The sequence below is a fragment of the Acinetobacter sp. WU_MDCI_Abxb74 genome (assembly GCF_025513915.1).
Lineage (GTDB): Bacteria > Pseudomonadota > Gammaproteobacteria > Pseudomonadales > Moraxellaceae > Acinetobacter > Acinetobacter calcoaceticus_C.
The window spans coordinates 132,413-152,351 of record NZ_JAHPRP010000001.1 but is presented as its reverse complement, the minus strand read 5'-3'; the positions used below and the strand labels follow the sequence as shown (position 1 = coordinate 152,351).

Here is a 19,939-nt window from a genome sequence, read left to right as displayed (position 1 = left end):
TATTATTCCGTAAAAAATCAATTTATAGTATTGTTATTACATTGCTTAATCATCCAAGGACGATTTATGGATAGCCCGAAATACACAGGTCTTGAATTTTTAACAGCTTTAAAAAATGGCAAAGTTTCTCCATCGCCTATGGCTCACACCATCCCTATGCAACTAGTAGAAGTTTCCGAAGGTAAAGCCACTTATAAAGTTACCCCTAGACAAGAACATCGAAATATACAAGGCGGTGTACACGGCGGCTTTTGTGCTACAGCTTTAGATACTGCTACCGGAAGTGCTGCGCATACTTTACTCGAACATGGTGTTGGTTATGGGACTATTGATTTGAATGTAAAGATGATTCGTCCCATGCAAGTTGATACGTCTTATTATGCTAAGGCCGAGTTGATTAATGCGGGGCGCAATATTATTAGTACCGAAGGTAAAATCGTGGATGAAAACGGAAAAGTGTATGCTTTTGCCACAGCCACATTAATGATTATTCGAAAATAAAAGTCGTGTTAAGCTCCTCCTTATGGAGCTTTTTCTTGCTTGGCAATTTTGTCCATTTCATAGAAATCTAAGCGATCAATCATAAAACTCACAATGGCTAGACTTATACCTAAAGCTACACAGGCTTCCCATCCCCAGTGTTTCCACGCATAAACTGCAATAAAAGAACCCAAGGCTGCCCCACCGAAATAGAGCGTCATATAAATTGAGTTAATGCGAGAACGAGCCTGCGCGGAAATTCGATAAACCAGATTTTGGTTGAGTACATGAAATGCTGACAGTCCAAAGTAAGCCATAATCACGCCAACCGCATAGGCCACTAAAGACTGTTGTGCAAAAAATAATGGTATCCATGCAGTAATTAATAAAACCATGCTAACCAGTGCAACTTTATTCTCAAGTCCCGCTGCAATTTTCTTACCCGCCCACGGTGTGGCAAACACCCCAGCTAACCCGACAATTCCAAATAGACCAATTTGGAAATCATTAAAATGATAAGGAGCATTGGCTAAAAGGAATGTCATGGTTGTAAAAATAAGTGCCAAAATACCAAAACCAATTCCACCAGCAAAACCACGGCGAAGCAGATGAGGTTGATGTACTGCTAATGAAAACAATGAACTGTAAATTTGTAAAATATTGAGTTGATGAGATTTACGCGCAACTGGTAATTTTGACCACATGATCCAAGCAAAAACCAGAATGACGATGCCACTAATTAAATAAACGGCATGCCAAGACCAAACCGTAGAAAGTAAACCCGCAATAGAGCGCGCCAATAAAATTCCCAAGAACAAACCACTCATGAGAGTCCCAACAACTTGCGGGCTTTTTTTCGGACCTGCCAAACCTGCGGCGAAAGGAACCAAAACTTGAGTTGCAATAGAAAAGAATGTCGCTAAAAAGGTAAAGCCATATAACACTGGCAAGGTTTGGCTAAAAGAAAGCCCCACTTGCGCAAGCCCCGTACAACACATGAGCAAGCAAATATAACTACGCTTTTCAAAGAAATCACCGAGTGGAACCAATAGAAACAGACCTACCGCATAAGACAGTTGTCCAATCACAATGGTTAAAGCCACTTGCTCGGCATTAGCCTGCAAGGCTTTGGCAATTGAATAAATTAAAGGCTGGTTATAATAGTTCGAGCCCGCACAAATCCCGCATGTCATCGCCATGATAAAAATAAAGCTTTTTGACAAAATATTGTCTGCATCGGGTCGAACTATTTTTTCCATTTTTAATTACGCCCTATTTTAAAATTTATACATCGACACAAAGTTTACACGCGATACATCAGCTGTTCTGCCATCAAAGACTTCTCGTTTACCTTGATGGTATTCCATGCCGATATCCATTTGTTCAATCGGTGAATAAAACACGTTAGCAGCATAGTCAGTTAAACGTTTATTGGCATCGGGATTGAGTTTTGCATAAGCCGTATCATCATCATAATCAAACATTGAAGCCGATAAGTTTGCACGCCATTGCTCATTGAATTTATATGAATAACCAATATTTACGCTATTCAACTTATTCATAACCAAATCTGTTTTTTCTTCATTTAAAGAAAAATCACCCGCTGCATTTAAACTTGTCGAATTTGCCAAGCCACTTTGGGTGGTGTACGGCATAAATTTTTGATCACCAACAATATATTGATAATTTGCTTGCACCGATTGCTGTGGCGTTAATTGGTATTTTAAGCCGCCGCCTGCGCCCCAACTTACTTTCTTAACTGTTGAGGTGGCTACATCTGCTGACTTCTCATTAATAAAACCTTGAGCCAGTGCGGTTAAAGGTCCTTGTTTAAAGCTATAGCGACCCGTTAAAGTTGGAAAAGCTGAGACTCGGGAACCTGTATATTCTAGAGCCACTTTTAAATCATTATTGGCATCAATTTTCCAGTCATAGCGAATTTGCGGAGTCCGTGTATAAGAAGTTCCCACAAATTGTGTGTAATCCACAGATTCTGTACGTGTTTCCATGTTGGACATGAGTGACCATGTTTGACCGAATGTCCAATCCTTATAAGTGAAAAATGCATGACGAATACGGAATTTACCATCACCCGTTCCCATGTTAGAGCTATCAAAGAAATCGGCTTCAATATTTCCCGTAACCGCTTTATTGGGACTATTAAAATAAACACCTAGTCGACTCGCATTAATCATGGCATCCGAACGCGCATGATTTGAACGTTTTTCACTTTCAAAAGGTGTGCGGTTTAAGCTACTTGTCGTTCTGCCTCCCGAATCAGGTGAAGATTTAAAATCAACCGCTGCATCAATACGAGCAATACCGTAAACCTTAACATTGTCGGTCCAAGTCACCCATGACGGAGCAACCGGCTTAGCTGTTTCAATGCTCTTATTCTTTTCGACATTTTCTTCAATTTGAGCCTGTTTGACCTGTAAATTATTTTGAGTTTCTTTTTGAGCAGCAAGGTCTGCTTTTAGCTTTTGTAGTTCGCTTTCGAGCAAATTAATTCTTTGTTCTGTCGTATCTGAAGAATTTGCAAAAATAGTCCCTGAGGCCGCAGCGCAAGCTGCAGCTAAAATTAATTTTTTCATCTTTTAATCCTTAAAGAAGCGTTTTTCCGCGTGTAATTTAGGCTACACGTGCATCTATCAAATCACAGTCTGTAACTGCCTGTAATTCATCAAAACTTAGACCTTCCACCATTTCCGTGACATAAGCTTTTTGATCTTTTAGTTCAATAATGCATAAATCGGTATAGATACGATCTACACACTGCTCACCTGTCATTGGATATGTGAGTTCTTTTACAATTTTGGACTCACCTTTTTTTGTGACATGTTCCATATAGACATAAATTGTTTTGGCACCAACCGCCAAATCCATCGCACCGCCTACGGCAGGTACATCATCTGGTTTGCCTGTATGCCAGTTTGCCAAATCTCCATTTACCGCGACTTGGAATGCACCAATAACGCAAATGTCTAAATGGCCTCCACGCATAATGTCAAACGAGTCGCCATGATGCATAAAGCACCCACCTTCTAATAAGGTGACAAGTTCTTTTCCGGCATTGACTAAGTCTTCATCTTCTTCACCTGGCTGTGGCGGTGGACCAAAAGCCAAAACACCATTTTCAGAATGTAAAAAGATTTCTTTGTCTTTTGGCAAAAATTTAGCAACGTTGGTAGGCAAACCAATACCTAAATTGACATAAGAGCCTTCAGGAATGTCATTGGCAATGAGTTTGGCAATATCTTCACGAGAACGTTTTTGAGCTGACATTAGATATCTCCTGCTTTTACAACATGCTGTACAAAAATTCCTGGTGTGATAATGCACTCTGGATCAAGCGTTCCCAGCTCTACAGTGTCATTGACTTGAACAATGGTGGTCTTGGCAGCTTTTGCCATAATTGGACCAAAATTACGAGCCGCTTTACGGTAGGTTAAATTGCCCCAACGGTCTGCCTTATCTGCATAAATCAGTGCAAAATCAGCTTCAAGTGGGTATTCAAGCACATAATTTTTACCGTTAATGGTTCGGGTTTCTTTACCCTCGGCAACTTTGGTGCCATAGCCAGTTGGAGTAAAAACAGCTCCTAATCCTGCGCCTGCTGCTTGAATACGGCATGCCAAATTCCCTTGCGGAACCAGCTCTAGCTCGATCTTTCCAGCTCGATATAAATCTTGAAAAACGGTTGACCCAGCAGATTTAGGGAATGAACAAATCATTTTCTTAACACAACCGGCAATAATCAGATTCGTTAAACCCCGATCACCAGAAGCTGCATTGTTATTAATAATGGTAAGTTCTTTCTTGCCTAAATCAATTAAGGCCTCAATTAATTCAACAGGCTGCCCCGTAACACCGAACCCACCTGTCATGATGGTTGCCCCATCAGGAATAGCTTTTAAAATCGGTTCAATATCACTGGTCACTTTATTAATCATTTCTTCAATCTCCTTAGTTATTCAGCTTTTTGAGGATCGTATAAACGATCTTTAATAAATAAGGTTGGGATAAGCCCACAGACAAAATATGCAATACCCATCAGTAATAAACCTGCACCAATGGAACCATGCATTGCCAAATAACCAATGGTCAGTGGTGCAAAGATCGCTCCAATACGTCCAATATTAAATGCACCACCCACTGCTGTACCTCGAATAGAGGTTGGGAAGCTTTCGGTTAAATACGTTGCGTTAATAGCGTACGGAATACCATAAAGGAAACCAAAAACCAGCATCAGCCAACCAATGTTTTCAGGCGTATGCATATACACCACCACTGGTATAAACAGTGCGGTTCCAATCGTACCGAAGGCAAAAACAACTCGGCGTCCAATTCGGTCTGCTACAAAACCAGCAAGCACTTTGGCAAACATCATGGTCAAAAATGTTCCAATCATATAGATTGCCATTTCTTTAAATTTAATCCCTAACTCGGACTCTAGATAAGCAGGCAACCAGTTACTCACCCCCAAATAACCAAACATCAAGAACCCAGAACTAAATGACCAAAGCATGAGCATCTTGCCGTGTTTTTTATCTTTAAATAGGGCGATATACGGATTCTCAGCTTTTTTGGCAGTGCCAACAGCAGGGTTAACAAGTTTTAAAGCACGGGCTTTTCTCCATGACTCAGGCTCAGGCACAAAGAAGAACATGAGAACAGCCAAAACAATCGGGATAATCGTAATGAAATACAGCATCCGCCAGCCAAATTCAGGAATAATCCAACCTGATAGACCTGTAATGGTTAAAGAACCGAGGGTATAACCAGTCATCAGTGTTGCTAACACCGTTGTACGATATTTGGTCGGCACCATCTCAGACATTAAAGTATTACAGCCGATGTAGAGACAACCCAATCCCATACAGGTAATAATTCTTAAGATCGCGAGTTGCCCATAGGACTGTGCAAACCCCGTCAGGCTCGACAGTATCGCAAATGCTGCTGTTGAAATGACAATAATGCGGACTCGTCCAAAACGGTCACTTGCCCAGCCACCAATCAGTCCGCCAATCGCCATACCAAAAATTGACCAACTGCCTAATGCACCTGCCTGAATTGTGGTTAAACCAAATTCGGCCTTAATACTGGTCAGAGTAAAAGCTAGAATGCCAACATCAGCACCATCACAAAGTAAAGTGAGAAATGAAAATATAAAGGCTAGAACCCAGACTTTTTTAGGTGTCTGAGTAACCTCATTGTCTTGGAATGTACTTATAGCTTCCATTTTCATATTTTTACCTATCCATTACATAAAAGTGAGTATTCCTAAGCTCATTTATTTGAAAGAGAATATTTTTATAAAAATCATCCATCTTTCTATTTATCATTTTTTTTCATGCAATAAATTAACTGGTAACCGTGCATGATTTAGGTTCAGACCTGATCATGATCAAGTCTGAAACACTGCTGAATTAATCAGCTTTTTGCGGGTTAAATAATCGGTCTTTAATAAATAACAGTGGAATCACACCGCAGATAAAATAAGCAGCTGCCATCACCAATAGCCCTAAACCAATAGAACCACTTTGCGATAAATAACCAATTGTAAGTGGAGAGAAAATTGACAGAACCTTGCCAATATTATAGGCACCCCCAACCGCAGAACCACGAATCGAAGTCGGGAAGCTTTCAGTCATATAGGTGGCATTAATGGCGTATGGAATACCGTAAAGGAAACCGAAGAACAGCATCATCCATAAAATATTGGTTGGTGTATTTAGATAAACAATGACAGGAATAAACAGTGCTGTACCAATGGTTCCAAAAGCAAACACAGCACGGCGACCCAATTTATCCGCAACAATGCCGGCAATTACTTTGGCAAACATCATAATCAGGAAGGTACCAACCATATACATCGCCATTTCTTTAAATTTGATCCCCAGATCAGATTCAAGATAAGCAGGTAGCCAGTTACTTACCCCGTAATAACCAAACTGTAATGCACCTGTACTGATAATCCACAACACAAACATGGTGCCGTGTTTTTTATCTTTTAAAATTTCAAGATAAGGATTCTGACGTTTCACTTTTTGGGTTGGATCGACTGTCGTTGCAGCTAATGCTTTCAGTTCACGTGATTTTTTCCAAGATGCAGGTTCAGGCACACAAAAGTGCATCAAAATCGACAACACCACAGGAGTAATTGCAATCCAGTACAGAAAACGCCAACCATGCTCAGGAATAATATGACCTGCTAACAAGGTTGCAAGTAATGAACCCAAGGTATAACCCGTCATCAAGGTTGCCAATACGGTGGTACGATGTTTAGTCGGCACCATTTCTGACATTAAAATATTACAGGCAATATATAATGCACCCAGCCCCATCGAGCCAAAGACTCGTACAATGGCAAACTGCATATAAGAATCAGTAAAACCAAGCGCACAGGTTAAAACTGAAGAATAAGCAATAAAAAACACAATAATGCGCACGCGTCCAAAACGGTCACACGCCCAACCACCAATCAGACCGCCAATTGCTGAACCTAAAAGTGTTAAACTTCCTAAAGTACCTGCCTGTACACCCGTTAAATGAAATTCCGTTTTTAAACTGGTTAAGCTGAGCGCGAGAAAACCCAAATCTGCGCCATCACATAACAAGGTAAGAAAGGCAAAGATAAATGCAGTAATCCAAATCTTTTTGGGGGTTTGAATCCCTTCAGGGCTTGCTTCCTGCTTCAGTGTTTCTGTGGTCATATCCATATCCTTAGAGGAACATGAGGCATCCGATGCCTCATGGCATTTAATTTTTTATTAGGCTGTAGCTTCCCTAATCATGTTTTTAGCAATAATAATTTGTTGAACTTGCGTGGTTCCTTCATATAAACGGAACAAACGCACATCTCGGTAAAAACGTTCAATGGCATAATCACTGATGTAACCCGCCCCACCGTGAATTTGTACGCAGCGATCTGCAACTCGGCCACACATTTCGGTCGCAAACATTTTTGCGCAAGATGCTTCTGTACTAATATTTTCACCATTGTCACGACGGCGAGCTGCATCTAAAACCATACATTTAGCGGCATAAATCTCGGCTTTTGAGTCCGCAAGCATGGCTTGAATAAGCTGGAAGTTAGCAATGGGCTGACCAAATTGCTTGCGTTCAATCGCATAGTGTAGGGCGTCATTTAACATACGCTCAGCAACACCGACACTATATGCCCCAATGTGCAAACGCCCTTTGTCTAAAACTTTCATTGCAGTTTTAAAACCAATACCTTCAATACCACCAATAAGTGCAAATGCAGGTACTCGGCAATTTTCAAAAATCACATCACATGTATGCGAACCTTTTTGTCCCATTTTTTGGTCAATTTTGCCCAAAGTAATGCCTGGTGTATTTGCTTCTATTAAAAAAGCTGAAATACCCCCCGAGCCTTTAATTTCAGGATTAGTTCGTGCCATGACCGTGAAAGTTGCTGCATGTGGCGCATTAGTAATAAAACGTTTGGTCCCATTTAGAACGTAAAAATCACCGTCTTTTACTGCACTGGTTTTTAAAGATGCAGCATCAGAACCAGATTCAGGTTCGGTTAAACAAAATGAACCAATAATTTCACCGCTTGCGTAACGTGGTAAATATTTTTGTTTTTGCTCTTCTGTGCCATCAATCAAAATCGCGCTTGAACCAATACCGTTATTGGTACCAATTAAAGAACGAAAAGCTGGTGAAGTTTGTCCCAGCTCAAATGCGACTCTTACCTCTTCTTCCATGGTGATGCCTAAGCCACCATATTCTTCGGGAATTGTGAGCCCGAACAAACCAAGCTCACGCATTTGCTGCACAATGTCATCCGGAATTTTATCTTTCTCTACCACTTCGTTTTCACGAGGGATCAATTCATTTTTTACAAAATCTCGAATTGTTGAAAGTAATTGCTCCAACATCCCTTCATCACGGATCATTAATGGTCTCCCTTCTTATATATTTCCATCGTACCCACCAGCCATATTTAGCTTTTCTGGCTACCATGTTTTAAATCTTGTTTACTGCAGATGTGTTTCATAGTACGAGAACGAAAATACAAATTTCAAGCTTTTTTGAAAATTAATTTCGTTTAACGAAATTTAAAAATAGACCAATACGTAATATCAATAACTTACAATCAAAATGGATTTATAAACACTCTATTCAACTAAATAAGACTTGAAATAAATTCCAAAATAAGCATCATAAAAGGAATATAGTTTTGATATGCGAAACAAGGAATTCAAAAATGAGTGCAATCACAGGGAACAATTTCGTAGAAATCGACTTTTCTATTTCAAAAATAGCTGTAGTAAAAATAAACCGGCCTGAAGCTAAAAATGCACTCAACACTGAAGTTCGCAAACAATTAGCACAAGTCTTCACAGAATTAAGTTTTAACGATGAGATCAATGCTGTTGTACTGACGGGCGGCGAAGAAGTTTTTGCCGCTGGTGCAGATTTAAAAGAAATGGCAACCGCAACTTCCACAGAAATGTTATTACGCCATACCGAGCGCTACTGGAATGCGATTGCCCAGTGCCCTAAACCTGTCATTGCTGCGGTAAATGGTTATGCATTGGGTGGCGGATGTGAATTGGCAATGCATGCCGATATTATTATTGCAGGCAAAGGTGCGACTTTTGGTCAACCAGAAATTAAAGTCGGGTTAATGCCGGGTGCTGGCGGCACACAACGTTTATTTCGTGCAGTCGGTAAGTTTCATGCCATGCGCATGATTATGACAGGTGCAATGGTGAAGGCTGAAGAAGCTTATATCATTGGGCTTGTTTCACAAGTGACTGAAGACGACGAAACTATTCCCACCGCTATTCAAATGGCGCAAAGCCTAGCAAAAATGCCTCCTATCGCCTTGCAACAAATTAAAGAAGTTGCACTTATGAGTGAAGATGTTCCATTAAATGCAGGCTTAACCCTAGAGCGTAAAGCATTCCAACTGCTGTTCTCTACCGAAGATAAAAATGAAGGTGTTCAAGCTTTTATTGAAAAACGCAAACCATCTTATCAAGGTAAATAATTTAAATAGATAACAACAAAGGAATGAAAATGGCTAAAAAAGTATTTATTAGTGCAGGCGGTTCAGGGATTGGACGATGCATTGCTGAGGCATTTTTAAACAACGATTATGAAGTTTTCGTTTGTGATATTAATGCTCAAAGTCTAGAACAGTTTCAGAAAGATTATCCAAAGCTGTACATATATGCATGTGATTTAGCAGAGCCTGAGCAAATTAAGCTTATGTTTGCCCAAGCAGTCCAAAAACTTGGTCATATTGATGTTTTAGTTAACAACACAGGCATTTCAGGCCCGACCATTGCAGCAGATGAACTGAGTTTTGAAGATTGGAACACGGTCATTAATTTAAACCTGAATAGCACTTTTTTAATTACTCAATTAGCGATTCCCTATTTAAAACAGTCAGATTCTGGTGTGATTATCAATATGTCATCAATTGCAGGTCGCTTAGGCTATCCATACCGTTTGGCGTATTCCACTTCAAAATGGGGACTTATTGGTTTTACCAAAACACTTTCTATGGAACTCGGTGCAGATAATATTCGAGTTAACGCGATTCTTCCGGGTGCTGTTGATGGTGACCGTGTCCAACGCGTTCTACAAGCCCGCGCAGATGTCGCCCATAGCTCACTTGAAGAAGTGACTCAAAACGCACTGAAAAATCAGTCACTCAAATATTTTGTAAATCCAAAGCATATTGCAGATTTGTGCCTATTTTTAGCCTCTGACAGTGGACGTTCTATTTCAGGCCAGATCTTACCAATTGATGGTGATAAACAATGCTTAAGTTAAATCACCAACCCTTATTTATCCGCTTAATTTCAAATACAGATCAATAATCAGGATGATCGACATGACTTATGATATTAAAAGTATGGCTGTGATTGGTGTCGGTATTATGGGCAGCGGTATTGCTCAAATTGCTGCACAATCAGGACATACCACTTATTTATATGATGCTAAAGCAGGTGCAGCAGAACAAGCAAAAGAAAAACTTGCTGCTACATTTCAAAAGTTGGTCGACAAAAATAAAATTACGGCTGAACAAGCAGCATCGGCAAATAGTCATTTAATTGTTGCGCAACAAATTGAAGATTTAAAAGATTGTGACCTGATTGTAGAAGCCATTGTTGAACGTCTGGATATCAAACAAAGTTTGATGCAACAACTTGAAGAGGTTGTTTCCGAAAATACCATCCTAGCTTCCAACACATCTTCTCTTTCTATCACGGCAATTGCTGCAAACTGCAAAAAACCTGAACGTGTGGTGGGCTACCATTTCTTTAACCCTGTTCCACTCATGAAAGTTGTTGAGGTCATTCGAGGCTTAAAAACTGATCCAAGTATAATTGATGCTTTAGATAAACTATCACGTGCTATGGGCCACCGCCCGGTGGTTGCTAAGGACACACCAGGATTTATTATTAATCATGCGGGTCGGGCTTACGGAACTGAAGCTCTCAAAATTTTAAATGAAAACGTCTGCGATATTAGCGAAATTGACCGAATTTTACGTGATGGTGTTGGTTTTAGAATGGGGCCTTTTGAACTGCTCGATTTAACAGGACTTGATGTTTCACATCCTGTGATGGAATCGATTTACCATCAATATTATGAAGAAGCACGCTACAAACCAAGTCCTTTAACCAAGCAACTGTTAGACGCCAAACAACTTGGACGCAAAACCAATCAAGGTTTTTATAATTATGAAACTGGTTCAAAAACAGGTGAAGAACCCGCTAAGTTTGTAGAGCGTTTAGAACAATATCCAAAAGTTTGGGTGGCGGCAGATTTCTCTGAAGATAAAACACAGCTCGAAGACTATTTAACTCAGCAAAATATTGCCTTAGATAATGGCACTGAACCGCAATCAGACAGTTTATGTTTACTGGCTTGTTACGGTGAAGATACAACTCAAGCGGCTATTCGCCTAGGGGTTAACCCAGAACAAGCTGTTGCTATAGACATGCTTTATGGCATTGCAAAGCATCGTACATTAATGCCTTCACTTGTTACGAAAGCTGACTACCGTCAGGCAGCTCACTCTATTTTCAATTTAGATGGAAATACGGTCAGCATGATTGCTGAAAGTATTGGCTTTGTTGCTCAGCGTGTTTTGTCCATGGTCATTAATTTAGGTTGCGATATTGCCCAGCAAAATATTGCAACAGTAGATGATATTAATGCGGCAGTACGTCTTGGCTTAGGCTATCCATTCGGTCCAATTGAGTGGGGCGACCAAGTAGGCAGCCAAAAAATCTTACTCATTCTCAATCGTATAACAGCACTTACCCATGACCCGCGCTATCGCCCTAGCCCATGGTTACAACGTCGCGTCGCGCTTAATTTACCTCTCACTTTTACTCACGAGTCTTGAAAAGGAACTTCTCAATGTTAAATGCTTATATTTATGATGGTTTACGTAGCCCAATTGGTCGCCATGCAGGTGAACTTGCCTCAATTCGTCCAGATGATTTAGCAGCGACAGTCATTCAAAAGTTACTTGAAAAAACTGGTGTTCCGGGTGCTGATATTGAAGATGTAATTTTGGGTGATACCAACCAAGCAGGTGAAGATAGCCGTAATGTTGCGAGAAACGCGCTTTTACTTGCAGGCTTACCAGTTACTGTACCCGGTCAAACCGTAAACCGTCTATGTGCCAGTGGTTTAGCTGCTGTAATTGACTCTGCTCGCGCCATTACTTGTGGTGAAGGTGAGTTATATATTGCTGGTGGTGTAGAAAGTATGTCACGTGCGCCCTTTGTGATGGGTAAAGCCGAAAGTGCTTATAGCCGTGATGCTAAAATTTATGACACTACCATTGGCTCTCGTTTTCCGAATAAAAAAATTATTGCTCAGTACGGCGGTCATTCAATGCCTGAAACGGGTGATAATGTTGCTGCCGATTTTGGTATTACCCGTGAGCAAGCAGATTTATTTGCAGCTCAATCACAAGCCAAATATCAAAAAGCAAAAGAAGAAGGTTTTTTTGCGGGTGAAATTACCCCAATTGAAGTTTTCCAAGGCAAAAAATTACCGCCAAAACTGGTGTCTGAAGATGAGCACCCTCGCCCAAGTTCAACTGTTGAAGCACTCACAAAGTTAAAACCTTTATTTGAAGGCGGTGTGGTCACTGCTGGTAATGCTTCAGGTATTAATGACGGTGCAGCAGCATTACTCATTGGTTCAGAAGCCGCAGGCCAAAAATATGGTTTAAAACCAATGGCAAAAATTTTGTCAGCAGCGGCAGCTGGTATTGAACCACGCATTATGGGTGCTGGTCCTATTGAAGCCATTAAAAAGGCAGTTGCACGTGCAGGGCTAACTTTAGATGACATGGACATTATTGAAATTAATGAAGCCTTTGCTTCCCAAGTCTTGTCTTGCCTAAAGGGTTTAAATGTTGATTTTAATGACTCTCGCGTAAATCCAAATGGCGGTGCGATTGCCATTGGACATCCACTTGGTGCTTCTGGCGCTCGTCTTGCTTTAACAGTGGCACGTGAACTTATCCGCCGAAATAAAAAATATGCTGTCGTAAGCCTATGTATTGGTGTAGGTCAAGGCCTCGCTATGGTGATTGAAAACGTTTCATAATCATCGAACTAGGTATCCATTCATCACAACAGCGCAGTGATGAATGGATTTATTTTGCAGAGCGAAATATAATGGCAAAACTTTTGCTTTATTATATTTGAGGATCGAATGTCTCAAAACTCGGACACTGAAAAACCAATAAATTTTGATGAGATACGTCTAGATCCTATTTCACATATTCATCGGGAAAATAACCCTCAATTTATTGCTTCTTTAGCACGTGGTTTAGAACTTTTAAGATGCTTTTCTGCAAGCAATCAGGTACTTGGTAACCAAGAACTCGCAAAAATGACAGGTTTACCTAAACCGACCATTGCACGTATTACCAATACATTAGTGTCTTTGGGTTATTTAAAACAGTTGCCTAATTCGACCAAATATACATTAGACATTGGTGTTTTATCTTTAGGATATGCAGCGTTGTCGAATATCTCTATCCGTAATATTGCCCATCAATATATGGAAGAGATGAGCCAATATGTACAAGCTCCTGTGGCAATGGCAACACGTGACCGTCTGAACATGGTGTATATCGATGTTGTACAAACTGAAACTGCCTTAAATATGCGCCGCCCTATTGGTTCGACTTTGCCACTTCATAGTAGTTCAATGGGAAGAGCCTGTTTAGCGGCAACCCCAGAACGCGAACGTAATTTTTTACTTGATGCGCTTAAACAAAAAAACGCTGAAAACTGGCCTGCAATTAAACGTTCCCTAGAAAGAGCTTTCCGAGATTATCAAGATTACGGATATTGTTTGTCTTTAGGTGAATGGCATAAAGAAGTGAACTCGGTCGCTGTACCATTGGTTAGCTCTAAACACGGTCTTTATGTCTTTAACTGCGGCGCGCCAAGTTTCCATTTAAATCCAGAAAAACTTGAAGGTGAAATTGGACCACGTTTAATTCATATGGTGCACAACATTCAAGATGCTTTGAATTAAACGCACTACCAACCATGCTTAGAAAAGTAATGGTTGTGATGATTAAAGTTCCTCTTTCATTATGACAAAAAGGCATGATGAAAAACACACTCTATACTCCAACCATTATTTTAATGGCTATTGCAGCAGGCATCTGTACAGGTGGAAATTATTTTAGCCACCCCCTCATTCATTCGATTAGTTTAAGCTTAGATTTAACCGAAACCACCACGGCATGGGTGCCGACTTTAGCCCAGATTACCTATGCATGTGGTCTACTCTTTTTAATGCCACTAGGCGATATATTAGAAAAGCGTAAGCTGCTCTTCATCTTTATGTTACTGGCTGCAAGTGGATTAATTATTAGTGGTTTTTCACACAATATTTATCTGCTCTTACTAGGTACAATCATTACTGGTCTATTTTCCAGTTCAGCCCAGCTTTTGTTACCGCTTGCAGCAAGTTTGGTTCCCATTCAACAAAGTGGTCGTGTTGTTGGTTTTTTACTAAGTGGTCTCATGATGGGGGTTTTATTAGCTCGCTCCCTATCAGGTCTAATGTCTACGCTTTTTGCATGGAATGTGATTTATCTGGTCAGTGGTTTTTTATTATTGGTCATCGCCATTATTTTGCACCGTAGCATTGGATTGTTCCCACCCACCAAATCTGAAAACTATGCAAAAACCATCCGCTCACTTCCACAGATTTTTATCCAAAATCGACGTTTAAGAACTCGAACTTATATTGGTGGTTTTACATTTGCTTGTGTAAGTTTAACCTTTACCACCATGTCATTACTGTTGGCTCCCGCTCCCTATTTTTTTAGTGACTTTACGATTGGTCTTTTCGGTTTTGTTGGTGTTTTAGGAACTTTCGTTGCCAATTTTTCAGGCAAATTTATTGACCAAGGGTATATCCATAAAATTTCAATTTATTGCGGTATCGGGCTAATTTTAAGTTGGATTCTTTTTTCACTTTTACCCTACCATTTCGCCTTTTACATTATTGCCTTACTCATTCTCTACGCTTCACTTTCCGCAGTTCATGTCACCAATCAAAGTATTGTATTTAAGCTCAATCAAGAATTACGTTCACGTTTTAATGCGATTTATATGACGGGTTATTTTGCTGGTGGAGCTTTAGGCACCACAGCGGGCAGTTATGCTTGGAAACATTTTGGTTGGACGGGTGTCTGTATTTTAGGCTTAATTTTTGCCGTCTTGTGTCTTTATTATTGTATTGCCGATGCAAAAGATCAGCACAACTAGCAAGCTTGTACTGATCTTAAACGAATAACTTTCAATAATTTCGTGATAAACGTTATGAGCTAAAGTTAAATTTTATAAAAGCCCCAATAAACGTCCACGAATAATATCTTCAGCATCTTTAACAATACGGCTGACCAATTCATCACAGGTCGGAATATCATGAATCAAACTTGCCACTAACCCACATGACCATGCTCCGGCATTTACATCGCCATCTATCATGACTTTAGGATAAACCCCTGCAACCTCTTCAATAATATCTTCAAATTTAATGTTATCGCCAAGCGCTTTTTCTTTCGCTACAATTTTTTCAACGGCCACATTATTCAGTACACGCTCGGTGTTGCGTAAAGCACGCATAATTAAACGGGTATCTCTTTCAGTTGCATTCAGAATCGCCTGTTTCACATTTGCATGAACTGGAGCTTCCTGAGTTGCAATAAAACGTGTTCCCATATTAATTCCATCTGCCCCCATGGCTAAAGCTGCCGCGAGTGAACGTCCATCCGCCATCCCACCTGAAGCAACAAATGGAATTTCTAATGCATCGGCTGCTAAAGGTAATAGAATCATATTCGGTACATCATCTTCACCTGGGTGCCCACCACACTCAAAACCATCTACAGAAACTGCATCGCATCCAATTTGCTGGGCTTTTAGACTATGTCGAACAGATGTACATTTATGAATCACTTTAATGCCAGCAGCCTTTAAATAAGGCATGACCTGTTCAGGATTACGACCTGCTGTTTCTACAACCTTAACTCCGCCCTTAATAATTGCGTCTACAAAACCCGGATAATCTGGTGTATTTACGGTAGGCAAGAAAGTTAAATTTACGCCAAAAGGTTTATCGGTCATTTCTCGACAGCGCGCAATTTCTTTTGCTAGATTTTCAGGTGTTCTTTGCGTCAGGCCAGTAATAATGCCTAATCCACCTGCATTTGAAACCGCAGCAGCAAGCTCCGCAAAACCGACATAATGCATACCGCCTTGAATAATCGGGTGCTCGATTTCAAATAATTCTGTAATTTTCGTCTTCATATTATTTCCACTCACTTTTTATATACCTAGCTTCTGATTTCCTTAGCATGTCTAGGTACTTTATTACCCATAAATCCTGTAAACATTTCTAAACTTAAAAAGCTTAAAATTTCGCATTACAAAATTTTATACCACAATATAAAACAAATTAATTGATAATGGAATTTGTTTTCGATAGGATCATCTTATTAATTTAAAGTTTTAATTTCAAATCTATCTAAGAATATTTGGTTTGAATCAAAAATAAAGCAAATATTTTTCAAATATTTAAACAAAAGGAATGAATGATGCAGCAGGATGATATGAGTCAAAATAAATTGACAGTAGGTGTGATTAAGCAACATTTAGATAAAAATATACTCACACTAATGATGAGCAATCCCACCAAAAAGAATGCGATTAATTATGAAATGTATTCTGCACTCAGTCAGGCATTAGATGAGGCCGCAATCAATCAAGAAGTTCATGTTGTTATGCTCACAGGCGAAGGATCTGCATTTACCAGTGGCAATGACGTAAATGCATTCGAAACGCGTAATACAATCAGTACCGAACCACCCTCTTCGATTGTGTTTCTAAAAAGCCTAACAAGATTTCCAAAACCGATTATTGCTAAGGTAAATGGTGTGGCAATTGGCATTGGCAGCACCATGCTTTTACATTGTGACCTCGTATATGCGAGTCAAAACTCTATTTTTCAGTTTCCTTTTGTGAACCTCGGACTTGTGCCTGAAGCAGGTTCTAGTTATATCTTACCGAGATTATTAGGTTTCGCTCGAGCTTCTGAAATTATTTTACTCGGCGAGAAATTTTCGGCGCAACAAGCTAAAAATTATGGTTTAGTAAATAAGGTATGCGAAGAAAACGAGCTTGATCAATTTGTTGAAGATACGGCAACCAAACTCGCAAATAAACCAACTCAAGCTTTACAGCTCAGCAAAAAATTATTAAGAGATATGCCTATTGATGATCTATTAAATCGTATTGATCATGAGTCGACTATTTTTTCTCATTGTTTGCAAGGTGAAGAATTTAAAGAAGCTCTAAGCGCCTTCCAAGAAAAAAGAAAACCGAACTTTCATAAGCACGTCATTTGAAATATAACTTATGAAAAAGGCCAGCAATCAATATCTTTGCTGGCCTTTTTGATTTTTTAATTCAGTACAATTAACTAATCTCAGTACGGATGTTATTCACCATATGCAAAAGACGTGGTGCAATATCTTCTTCAAGTTTTTCTCGGTTCATAATAAAGCTTGGACCGCCACAGTTGAACACCAGTAAACCATGTTGTTCATGAATCAATGGAACTGCAACTGAGTTCACATCTTTATGCCATTCGCCAATTGAAAAACAATATCCAAAATCTTGATAGTCTTTAAAAGCTTTGTCTAAATCACGATTAATTTTGATCCAGTCTTCTTTGTGTTTGCTACGAATCGCATCAAGCAAAAACTCTCTTTCATCTTCAGGCATTGCAGCCAAACATGCACGTCCCATCGAACTTAAATGAATCGGTAAATAAGTTCCGACCTGACGGCGCATGGTCATATTTCCTTTACCTTGCACCACGTCAAGATAAATCATATTGAGTCGATCACGTGTTGCCATTGCAACCGCAGCGCCAGCATAGTCTGCCAGATTTTTCATATATGGATGAGCAATAGAACGAATCGACACGTTAGAAAGCATCGAATAACCAAAAGCAAGAACCCCAACTGAAAGTTGAAATTTGCTCGAATTGGGGACTTGTTTGATATAACCCAAACGAGACAAAGTGTGCGTTAGACGAGTAATGGTTGGCTTAGGTAAACCCGTCATTTGTGCGAGTTCTTGGTTCCCTAAATGCTGATGTTTTGGCGTAAAACAACGTAATAGCTCTAAACCACGGGCTAATGCAGTAATAAATTGGCGATCATTTTCATCCTGCATGTCTTGAATCGGATGTAATAATTCATGTCTTAAAGGCGCTAATAATTTTTCTGTTTGCTCTGCATCTATTGCATCATTCATATTTATACCAATCCACATTTTGTTTCGCACTGCGAAAATTATAATCTATTTTTTCTATAAATAGCAAAAAAGCAAACGTCCTAATCTGCATCTAAAATATAACTTGATTTAAACCATTCAAGCGAAAGGCTAAATATTTTATTTTCTAATTTTAAAAATAATTTTAACCCTTCGCTTTCAGGCCAGCTTAGGCAATCACGCCTTTTTTCTTAAGCTCATCTAATTTTTCTAGAGAAACGACTCGACCTAAAACCACTTGAGTATGTTCACCTAACAGCGGAGGAGCGGTTTTGTACTCAACAGGTGTCCGTGAAAGTCTGATTGGCGAACCAATTACCTTCAATTTTTCACGTTGCGGGTGATTCATCTCGACCAACATTTCTCTAGCAATGACTTGTGGTTCTTGAAAAGCTTGTTCCAAGTTATTGATTACCCCTACCGGAACTTTAGCTGCATAAATCGCATCTACCCACTCATCTGCAGTTTTAGTTAAGAAATGGTTTGATAAAATTTCGATAATTTCATCACGATGTTTAATTCGTTCTGCATTTCGGGCAAAACGCGCATCATTGGGTAAATCGGGTAAACCAATACTTCTACAGAGCTGAATAAATTGAGTGTCATTTCCACATGCAATAATAAAATCACGGTCAGAAGCTTTGAATACTTGGTAAGGCACAATATTGGCATGTGCATTGCCATAACGCTTAGGGATATTACCCGATGAAAGATAATTCATTCCCTGATTTGCCATAGTCGCAATTTGCACATCTAGCAAAGCCATATCAATGTATTGTCCTAAACCCGTCACATGACGGTTAAGTAAAGCAGCTTGTATGGCAATCGTAGAATAAAGTCCTGTAGCTAAATCAGAAAAGGCCACACCTACTTTTTGGGGACCACCGCCCGGTAAATCATCACGCTCACCTGTGACTGACATGAGTCCGCCCATTCCCTGAATAATAAAGTCATAACCAGGTTCTTCTGCTCTCGGGCCATTTTGACCAAAACCTGTAATTGAGCAATACACCAATTTCGGATTAATTGCAGATAAAGACTCATAGTCCAAACCATATTTTTTTAAAGAACCCGCTTTATAGTTCTCAATCACCACATCTGTGTCTTGAATTAAAGCTTTAATCAATTCTTGGCCATCAGGACTGGCAATATCGATGGCAACCGATAATTTATTGCGGTTTGTAGACTGATAATAAGCTGCTTCTTGAGTATCAGACCCAGAGTCATCTTTCATCCAAGGTGGTCCCCAAGAACGGGTATCGTCACCTACTTTTGGCCTTTCAATTTTGATAACTTCTGCACCTAAATCGGCCAGCGTTTGTCCACACCAAGGCCCAGCCAATACCCGACTTAAGTCAAGCACCCGAATTCCATTTAAAGCACCCATCTTCATCCCACTCTATCTGGTGATTCATTTCCTATAGGAAAATTTATCCATTTAAAATTTCGCATAGCGATATATATTTTTAATATACACACCTCATTTTAAAAATCAAACTTTAATTTTCCACTAAAAATGATGAATTTTTATAAGAAAATATAGCTTAAATAAATCAATAAATTAGCCAATC

General features: G+C 39.7%; 18 protein-coding genes. 8 read left to right on the top strand and 10 right to left on the bottom strand.

What is annotated here, in order from left to right:
- Positions 1-51: 51 nt before the first annotated feature.
- The gene (locus KTH84_RS00700; RefSeq protein WP_262472464.1) at positions 52-501 is read left to right on the top strand and encodes a PaaI family thioesterase; all 450 of its coding nucleotides are present in this window, start codon (positions 52-54) and stop codon (positions 499-501) included.
- Positions 502-521: 20 nt separating this feature from the next.
- Here the strand turns inward: KTH84_RS00700 and KTH84_RS00695 are convergent, their stop codons facing one another.
- From KTH84_RS00695 to KTH84_RS00665, 7 genes are all read right to left on the bottom strand, one after another.
- Entirely contained in the window at positions 522-1,739 is a 1,218-nt protein-coding gene (locus KTH84_RS00695) for an MFS transporter (RefSeq protein WP_262471623.1), read from the bottom strand.
- 18 nt (positions 1,740-1,757) lie between these two features.
- Positions 1,758-3,074 (bottom strand): outer membrane trimeric porin-like protein DcaP, encoded by a 1,317-nt coding sequence (gene dcaP / locus KTH84_RS00690; RefSeq protein WP_262471622.1) that lies wholly within the window; start codon positions 3,072-3,074, stop codon positions 1,758-1,760.
- Between the two features lie 37 nt (positions 3,075-3,111).
- Positions 3,112-3,765 (bottom strand): 3-oxoacid CoA-transferase subunit B, encoded by a 654-nt coding sequence (locus tag KTH84_RS00685; RefSeq protein ID WP_262471621.1) that lies wholly within the window; start codon positions 3,763-3,765, stop codon positions 3,112-3,114.
- Entirely contained in the window at positions 3,765-4,433 is a 669-nt protein-coding gene (locus KTH84_RS00680) for a 3-oxoacid CoA-transferase subunit A (protein ID WP_262471620.1), read from the bottom strand. Before KTH84_RS00680 ends, KTH84_RS00685 begins: the two co-directional genes overlap by 1 nt.
- A 17-nt stretch (positions 4,434-4,450) precedes the next feature.
- A complete protein-coding gene (locus KTH84_RS00675) occupies positions 4,451-5,728 on the bottom strand; it encodes an MFS transporter (RefSeq protein WP_202742404.1) in 1,278 nt (425 codons plus the stop codon).
- A 181-nt stretch (positions 5,729-5,909) separates the two neighbouring features.
- Positions 5,910-7,196 (bottom strand): MFS transporter, encoded by a 1,287-nt coding sequence (locus tag KTH84_RS00670; RefSeq protein WP_004642397.1) that lies wholly within the window; start codon positions 7,194-7,196, stop codon positions 5,910-5,912.
- A 57-nt stretch (positions 7,197-7,253) separates the two neighbouring features.
- Complete coding sequence (locus KTH84_RS00665; RefSeq protein WP_262471619.1) at positions 7,254-8,408, bottom strand: acyl-CoA dehydrogenase family protein; 1,155 nt, start codon at positions 8,406-8,408, stop codon at positions 7,254-7,256.
- Between the two features lie 311 nt (positions 8,409-8,719).
- On the opposite strand from KTH84_RS00665, the gene KTH84_RS00660 reads away from it, so the two are divergent.
- From KTH84_RS00660 to KTH84_RS00635, 6 genes are all read left to right on the top strand, one after another.
- A complete protein-coding gene (locus KTH84_RS00660) occupies positions 8,720-9,508 on the top strand; it encodes an enoyl-CoA hydratase (RefSeq protein ID WP_262471618.1) in 789 nt (262 codons plus the stop codon).
- A gap of 29 nt (positions 9,509-9,537) precedes the next feature.
- Entirely contained in the window at positions 9,538-10,299 is a 762-nt protein-coding gene (locus KTH84_RS00655) for an SDR family oxidoreductase (protein ID WP_202742408.1), read from the top strand.
- A 61-nt stretch (positions 10,300-10,360) separates the two neighbouring features.
- The gene (locus tag KTH84_RS00650) at positions 10,361-11,884 is read left to right on the top strand and encodes a 3-hydroxyacyl-CoA dehydrogenase (protein WP_262471617.1); all 1,524 of its coding nucleotides are present in this window, start codon (positions 10,361-10,363) and stop codon (positions 11,882-11,884) included.
- A 14-nt stretch (positions 11,885-11,898) separates the two neighbouring features.
- The gene (locus KTH84_RS00645; RefSeq protein WP_133974181.1) at positions 11,899-13,104 is read left to right on the top strand and encodes a 3-oxoadipyl-CoA thiolase; all 1,206 of its coding nucleotides are present in this window, start codon (positions 11,899-11,901) and stop codon (positions 13,102-13,104) included.
- A 108-nt stretch (positions 13,105-13,212) separates the two neighbouring features.
- Positions 13,213-14,046 carry an IclR family transcriptional regulator gene (locus tag KTH84_RS00640; protein ID WP_133974183.1) on the top strand — a complete coding sequence of 278 codons (834 nt, stop codon included), beginning with the start codon at positions 13,213-13,215 and terminating at the stop codon, positions 14,044-14,046.
- A gap of 74 nt (positions 14,047-14,120) precedes the next feature.
- On the top strand, positions 14,121-15,293 hold the full coding sequence (locus tag KTH84_RS00635) for an MFS transporter (RefSeq protein ID WP_262471616.1): 1,173 nt from the start codon (positions 14,121-14,123) through the stop codon (positions 15,291-15,293).
- Positions 15,294-15,365: 72 nt separating this feature from the next.
- Here KTH84_RS00635 and KTH84_RS00630 read toward each other — a convergent pair whose 3' ends face one another.
- Positions 15,366-16,337: an NAD(P)H-dependent flavin oxidoreductase gene (locus KTH84_RS00630; protein WP_202742412.1), complete on the bottom strand. Its 972-nt coding sequence runs from the start codon at positions 16,335-16,337 to the stop codon at positions 15,366-15,368.
- A gap of 287 nt (positions 16,338-16,624) precedes the next feature.
- On the opposite strand from KTH84_RS00630, the gene KTH84_RS00625 reads away from it, so the two are divergent.
- Positions 16,625-17,434 (top strand): enoyl-CoA hydratase, encoded by an 810-nt coding sequence (locus KTH84_RS00625; RefSeq protein WP_262471615.1) that lies wholly within the window; start codon positions 16,625-16,627, stop codon positions 17,432-17,434.
- 70 nt (positions 17,435-17,504) lie between these two features.
- On the opposite strand, the gene KTH84_RS00620 is transcribed toward KTH84_RS00625, so the two are convergent.
- Positions 17,505-18,350, bottom strand: coding sequence for an IclR family transcriptional regulator (locus KTH84_RS00620; protein ID WP_262471614.1), 846 nt, complete (start codon positions 18,348-18,350; stop codon positions 17,505-17,507).
- 187 nt (positions 18,351-18,537) lie between these two features.
- Entirely contained in the window at positions 18,538-19,755 is a 1,218-nt protein-coding gene (locus KTH84_RS00615; RefSeq protein WP_262471613.1) for a CaiB/BaiF CoA transferase family protein, read from the bottom strand.
- Between the last annotated feature and the right edge of the window lie 184 nt (positions 19,756-19,939).

Bases quoted from the DNA above. Each gene is read 5' to 3' on its own strand.
- KTH84_RS00675 (WP_202742404.1), bottom strand. From the start codon at position 5,728: ATGAAAATGGAAGCTATAAGTACATTCCAAGACAATGAGGTTACTCAG.
- KTH84_RS00645 (WP_133974181.1), top strand. From the start codon at position 11,899: ATGTTAAATGCTTATATTTATGATGGTTTACGTAGCCCAATTGGTCGC.
- KTH84_RS00650 (WP_262471617.1), top strand. From the start codon at position 10,361: ATGACTTATGATATTAAAAGTATGGCTGTGATTGGTGTCGGTATTATG.
- KTH84_RS00640 (WP_133974183.1), top strand. From the start codon at position 13,213: ATGTCTCAAAACTCGGACACTGAAAAACCAATAAATTTTGATGAGATA.
- KTH84_RS00615 (WP_262471613.1), bottom strand. From the start codon at position 19,755: ATGGGTGCTTTAAATGGAATTCGGGTGCTTGACTTAAGTCGGGTATTG.
- KTH84_RS00680 (WP_262471620.1), bottom strand. From the start codon at position 4,433: ATGATTAATAAAGTGACCAGTGATATTGAACCGATTTTAAAAGCTATT.
- KTH84_RS00695 (WP_262471623.1), bottom strand. From the start codon at position 1,739: ATGGAAAAAATAGTTCGACCCGATGCAGACAATATTTTGTCAAAAAGC.
- KTH84_RS00635 (WP_262471616.1), top strand. From the start codon at position 14,121: ATGATGAAAAACACACTCTATACTCCAACCATTATTTTAATGGCTATT.
- KTH84_RS00630 (WP_202742412.1), bottom strand. From the start codon at position 16,337: ATGAAGACGAAAATTACAGAATTATTTGAAATCGAGCACCCGATTATT.
- KTH84_RS00670 (WP_004642397.1), bottom strand. From the start codon at position 7,196: ATGACCACAGAAACACTGAAGCAGGAAGCAAGCCCTGAAGGGATTCAA.
- KTH84_RS00685 (WP_262471621.1), bottom strand. From the start codon at position 3,765: ATGTCAGCTCAAAAACGTTCTCGTGAAGATATTGCCAAACTCATTGCC.
- KTH84_RS00665 (WP_262471619.1), bottom strand. From the start codon at position 8,408: ATGATCCGTGATGAAGGGATGTTGGAGCAATTACTTTCAACAATTCGA.
- dcaP (WP_262471622.1), bottom strand. From the start codon at position 3,074: ATGAAAAAATTAATTTTAGCTGCAGCTTGCGCTGCGGCCTCAGGGACT.
- KTH84_RS00655 (WP_202742408.1), top strand. From the start codon at position 9,538: ATGGCTAAAAAAGTATTTATTAGTGCAGGCGGTTCAGGGATTGGACGA.
- KTH84_RS00620 (WP_262471614.1), bottom strand. From the start codon at position 18,350: ATGAATGATGCAATAGATGCAGAGCAAACAGAAAAATTATTAGCGCCT.
- KTH84_RS00660 (WP_262471618.1), top strand. From the start codon at position 8,720: ATGAGTGCAATCACAGGGAACAATTTCGTAGAAATCGACTTTTCTATT.
- KTH84_RS00625 (WP_262471615.1), top strand. From the start codon at position 16,625: ATGCAGCAGGATGATATGAGTCAAAATAAATTGACAGTAGGTGTGATT.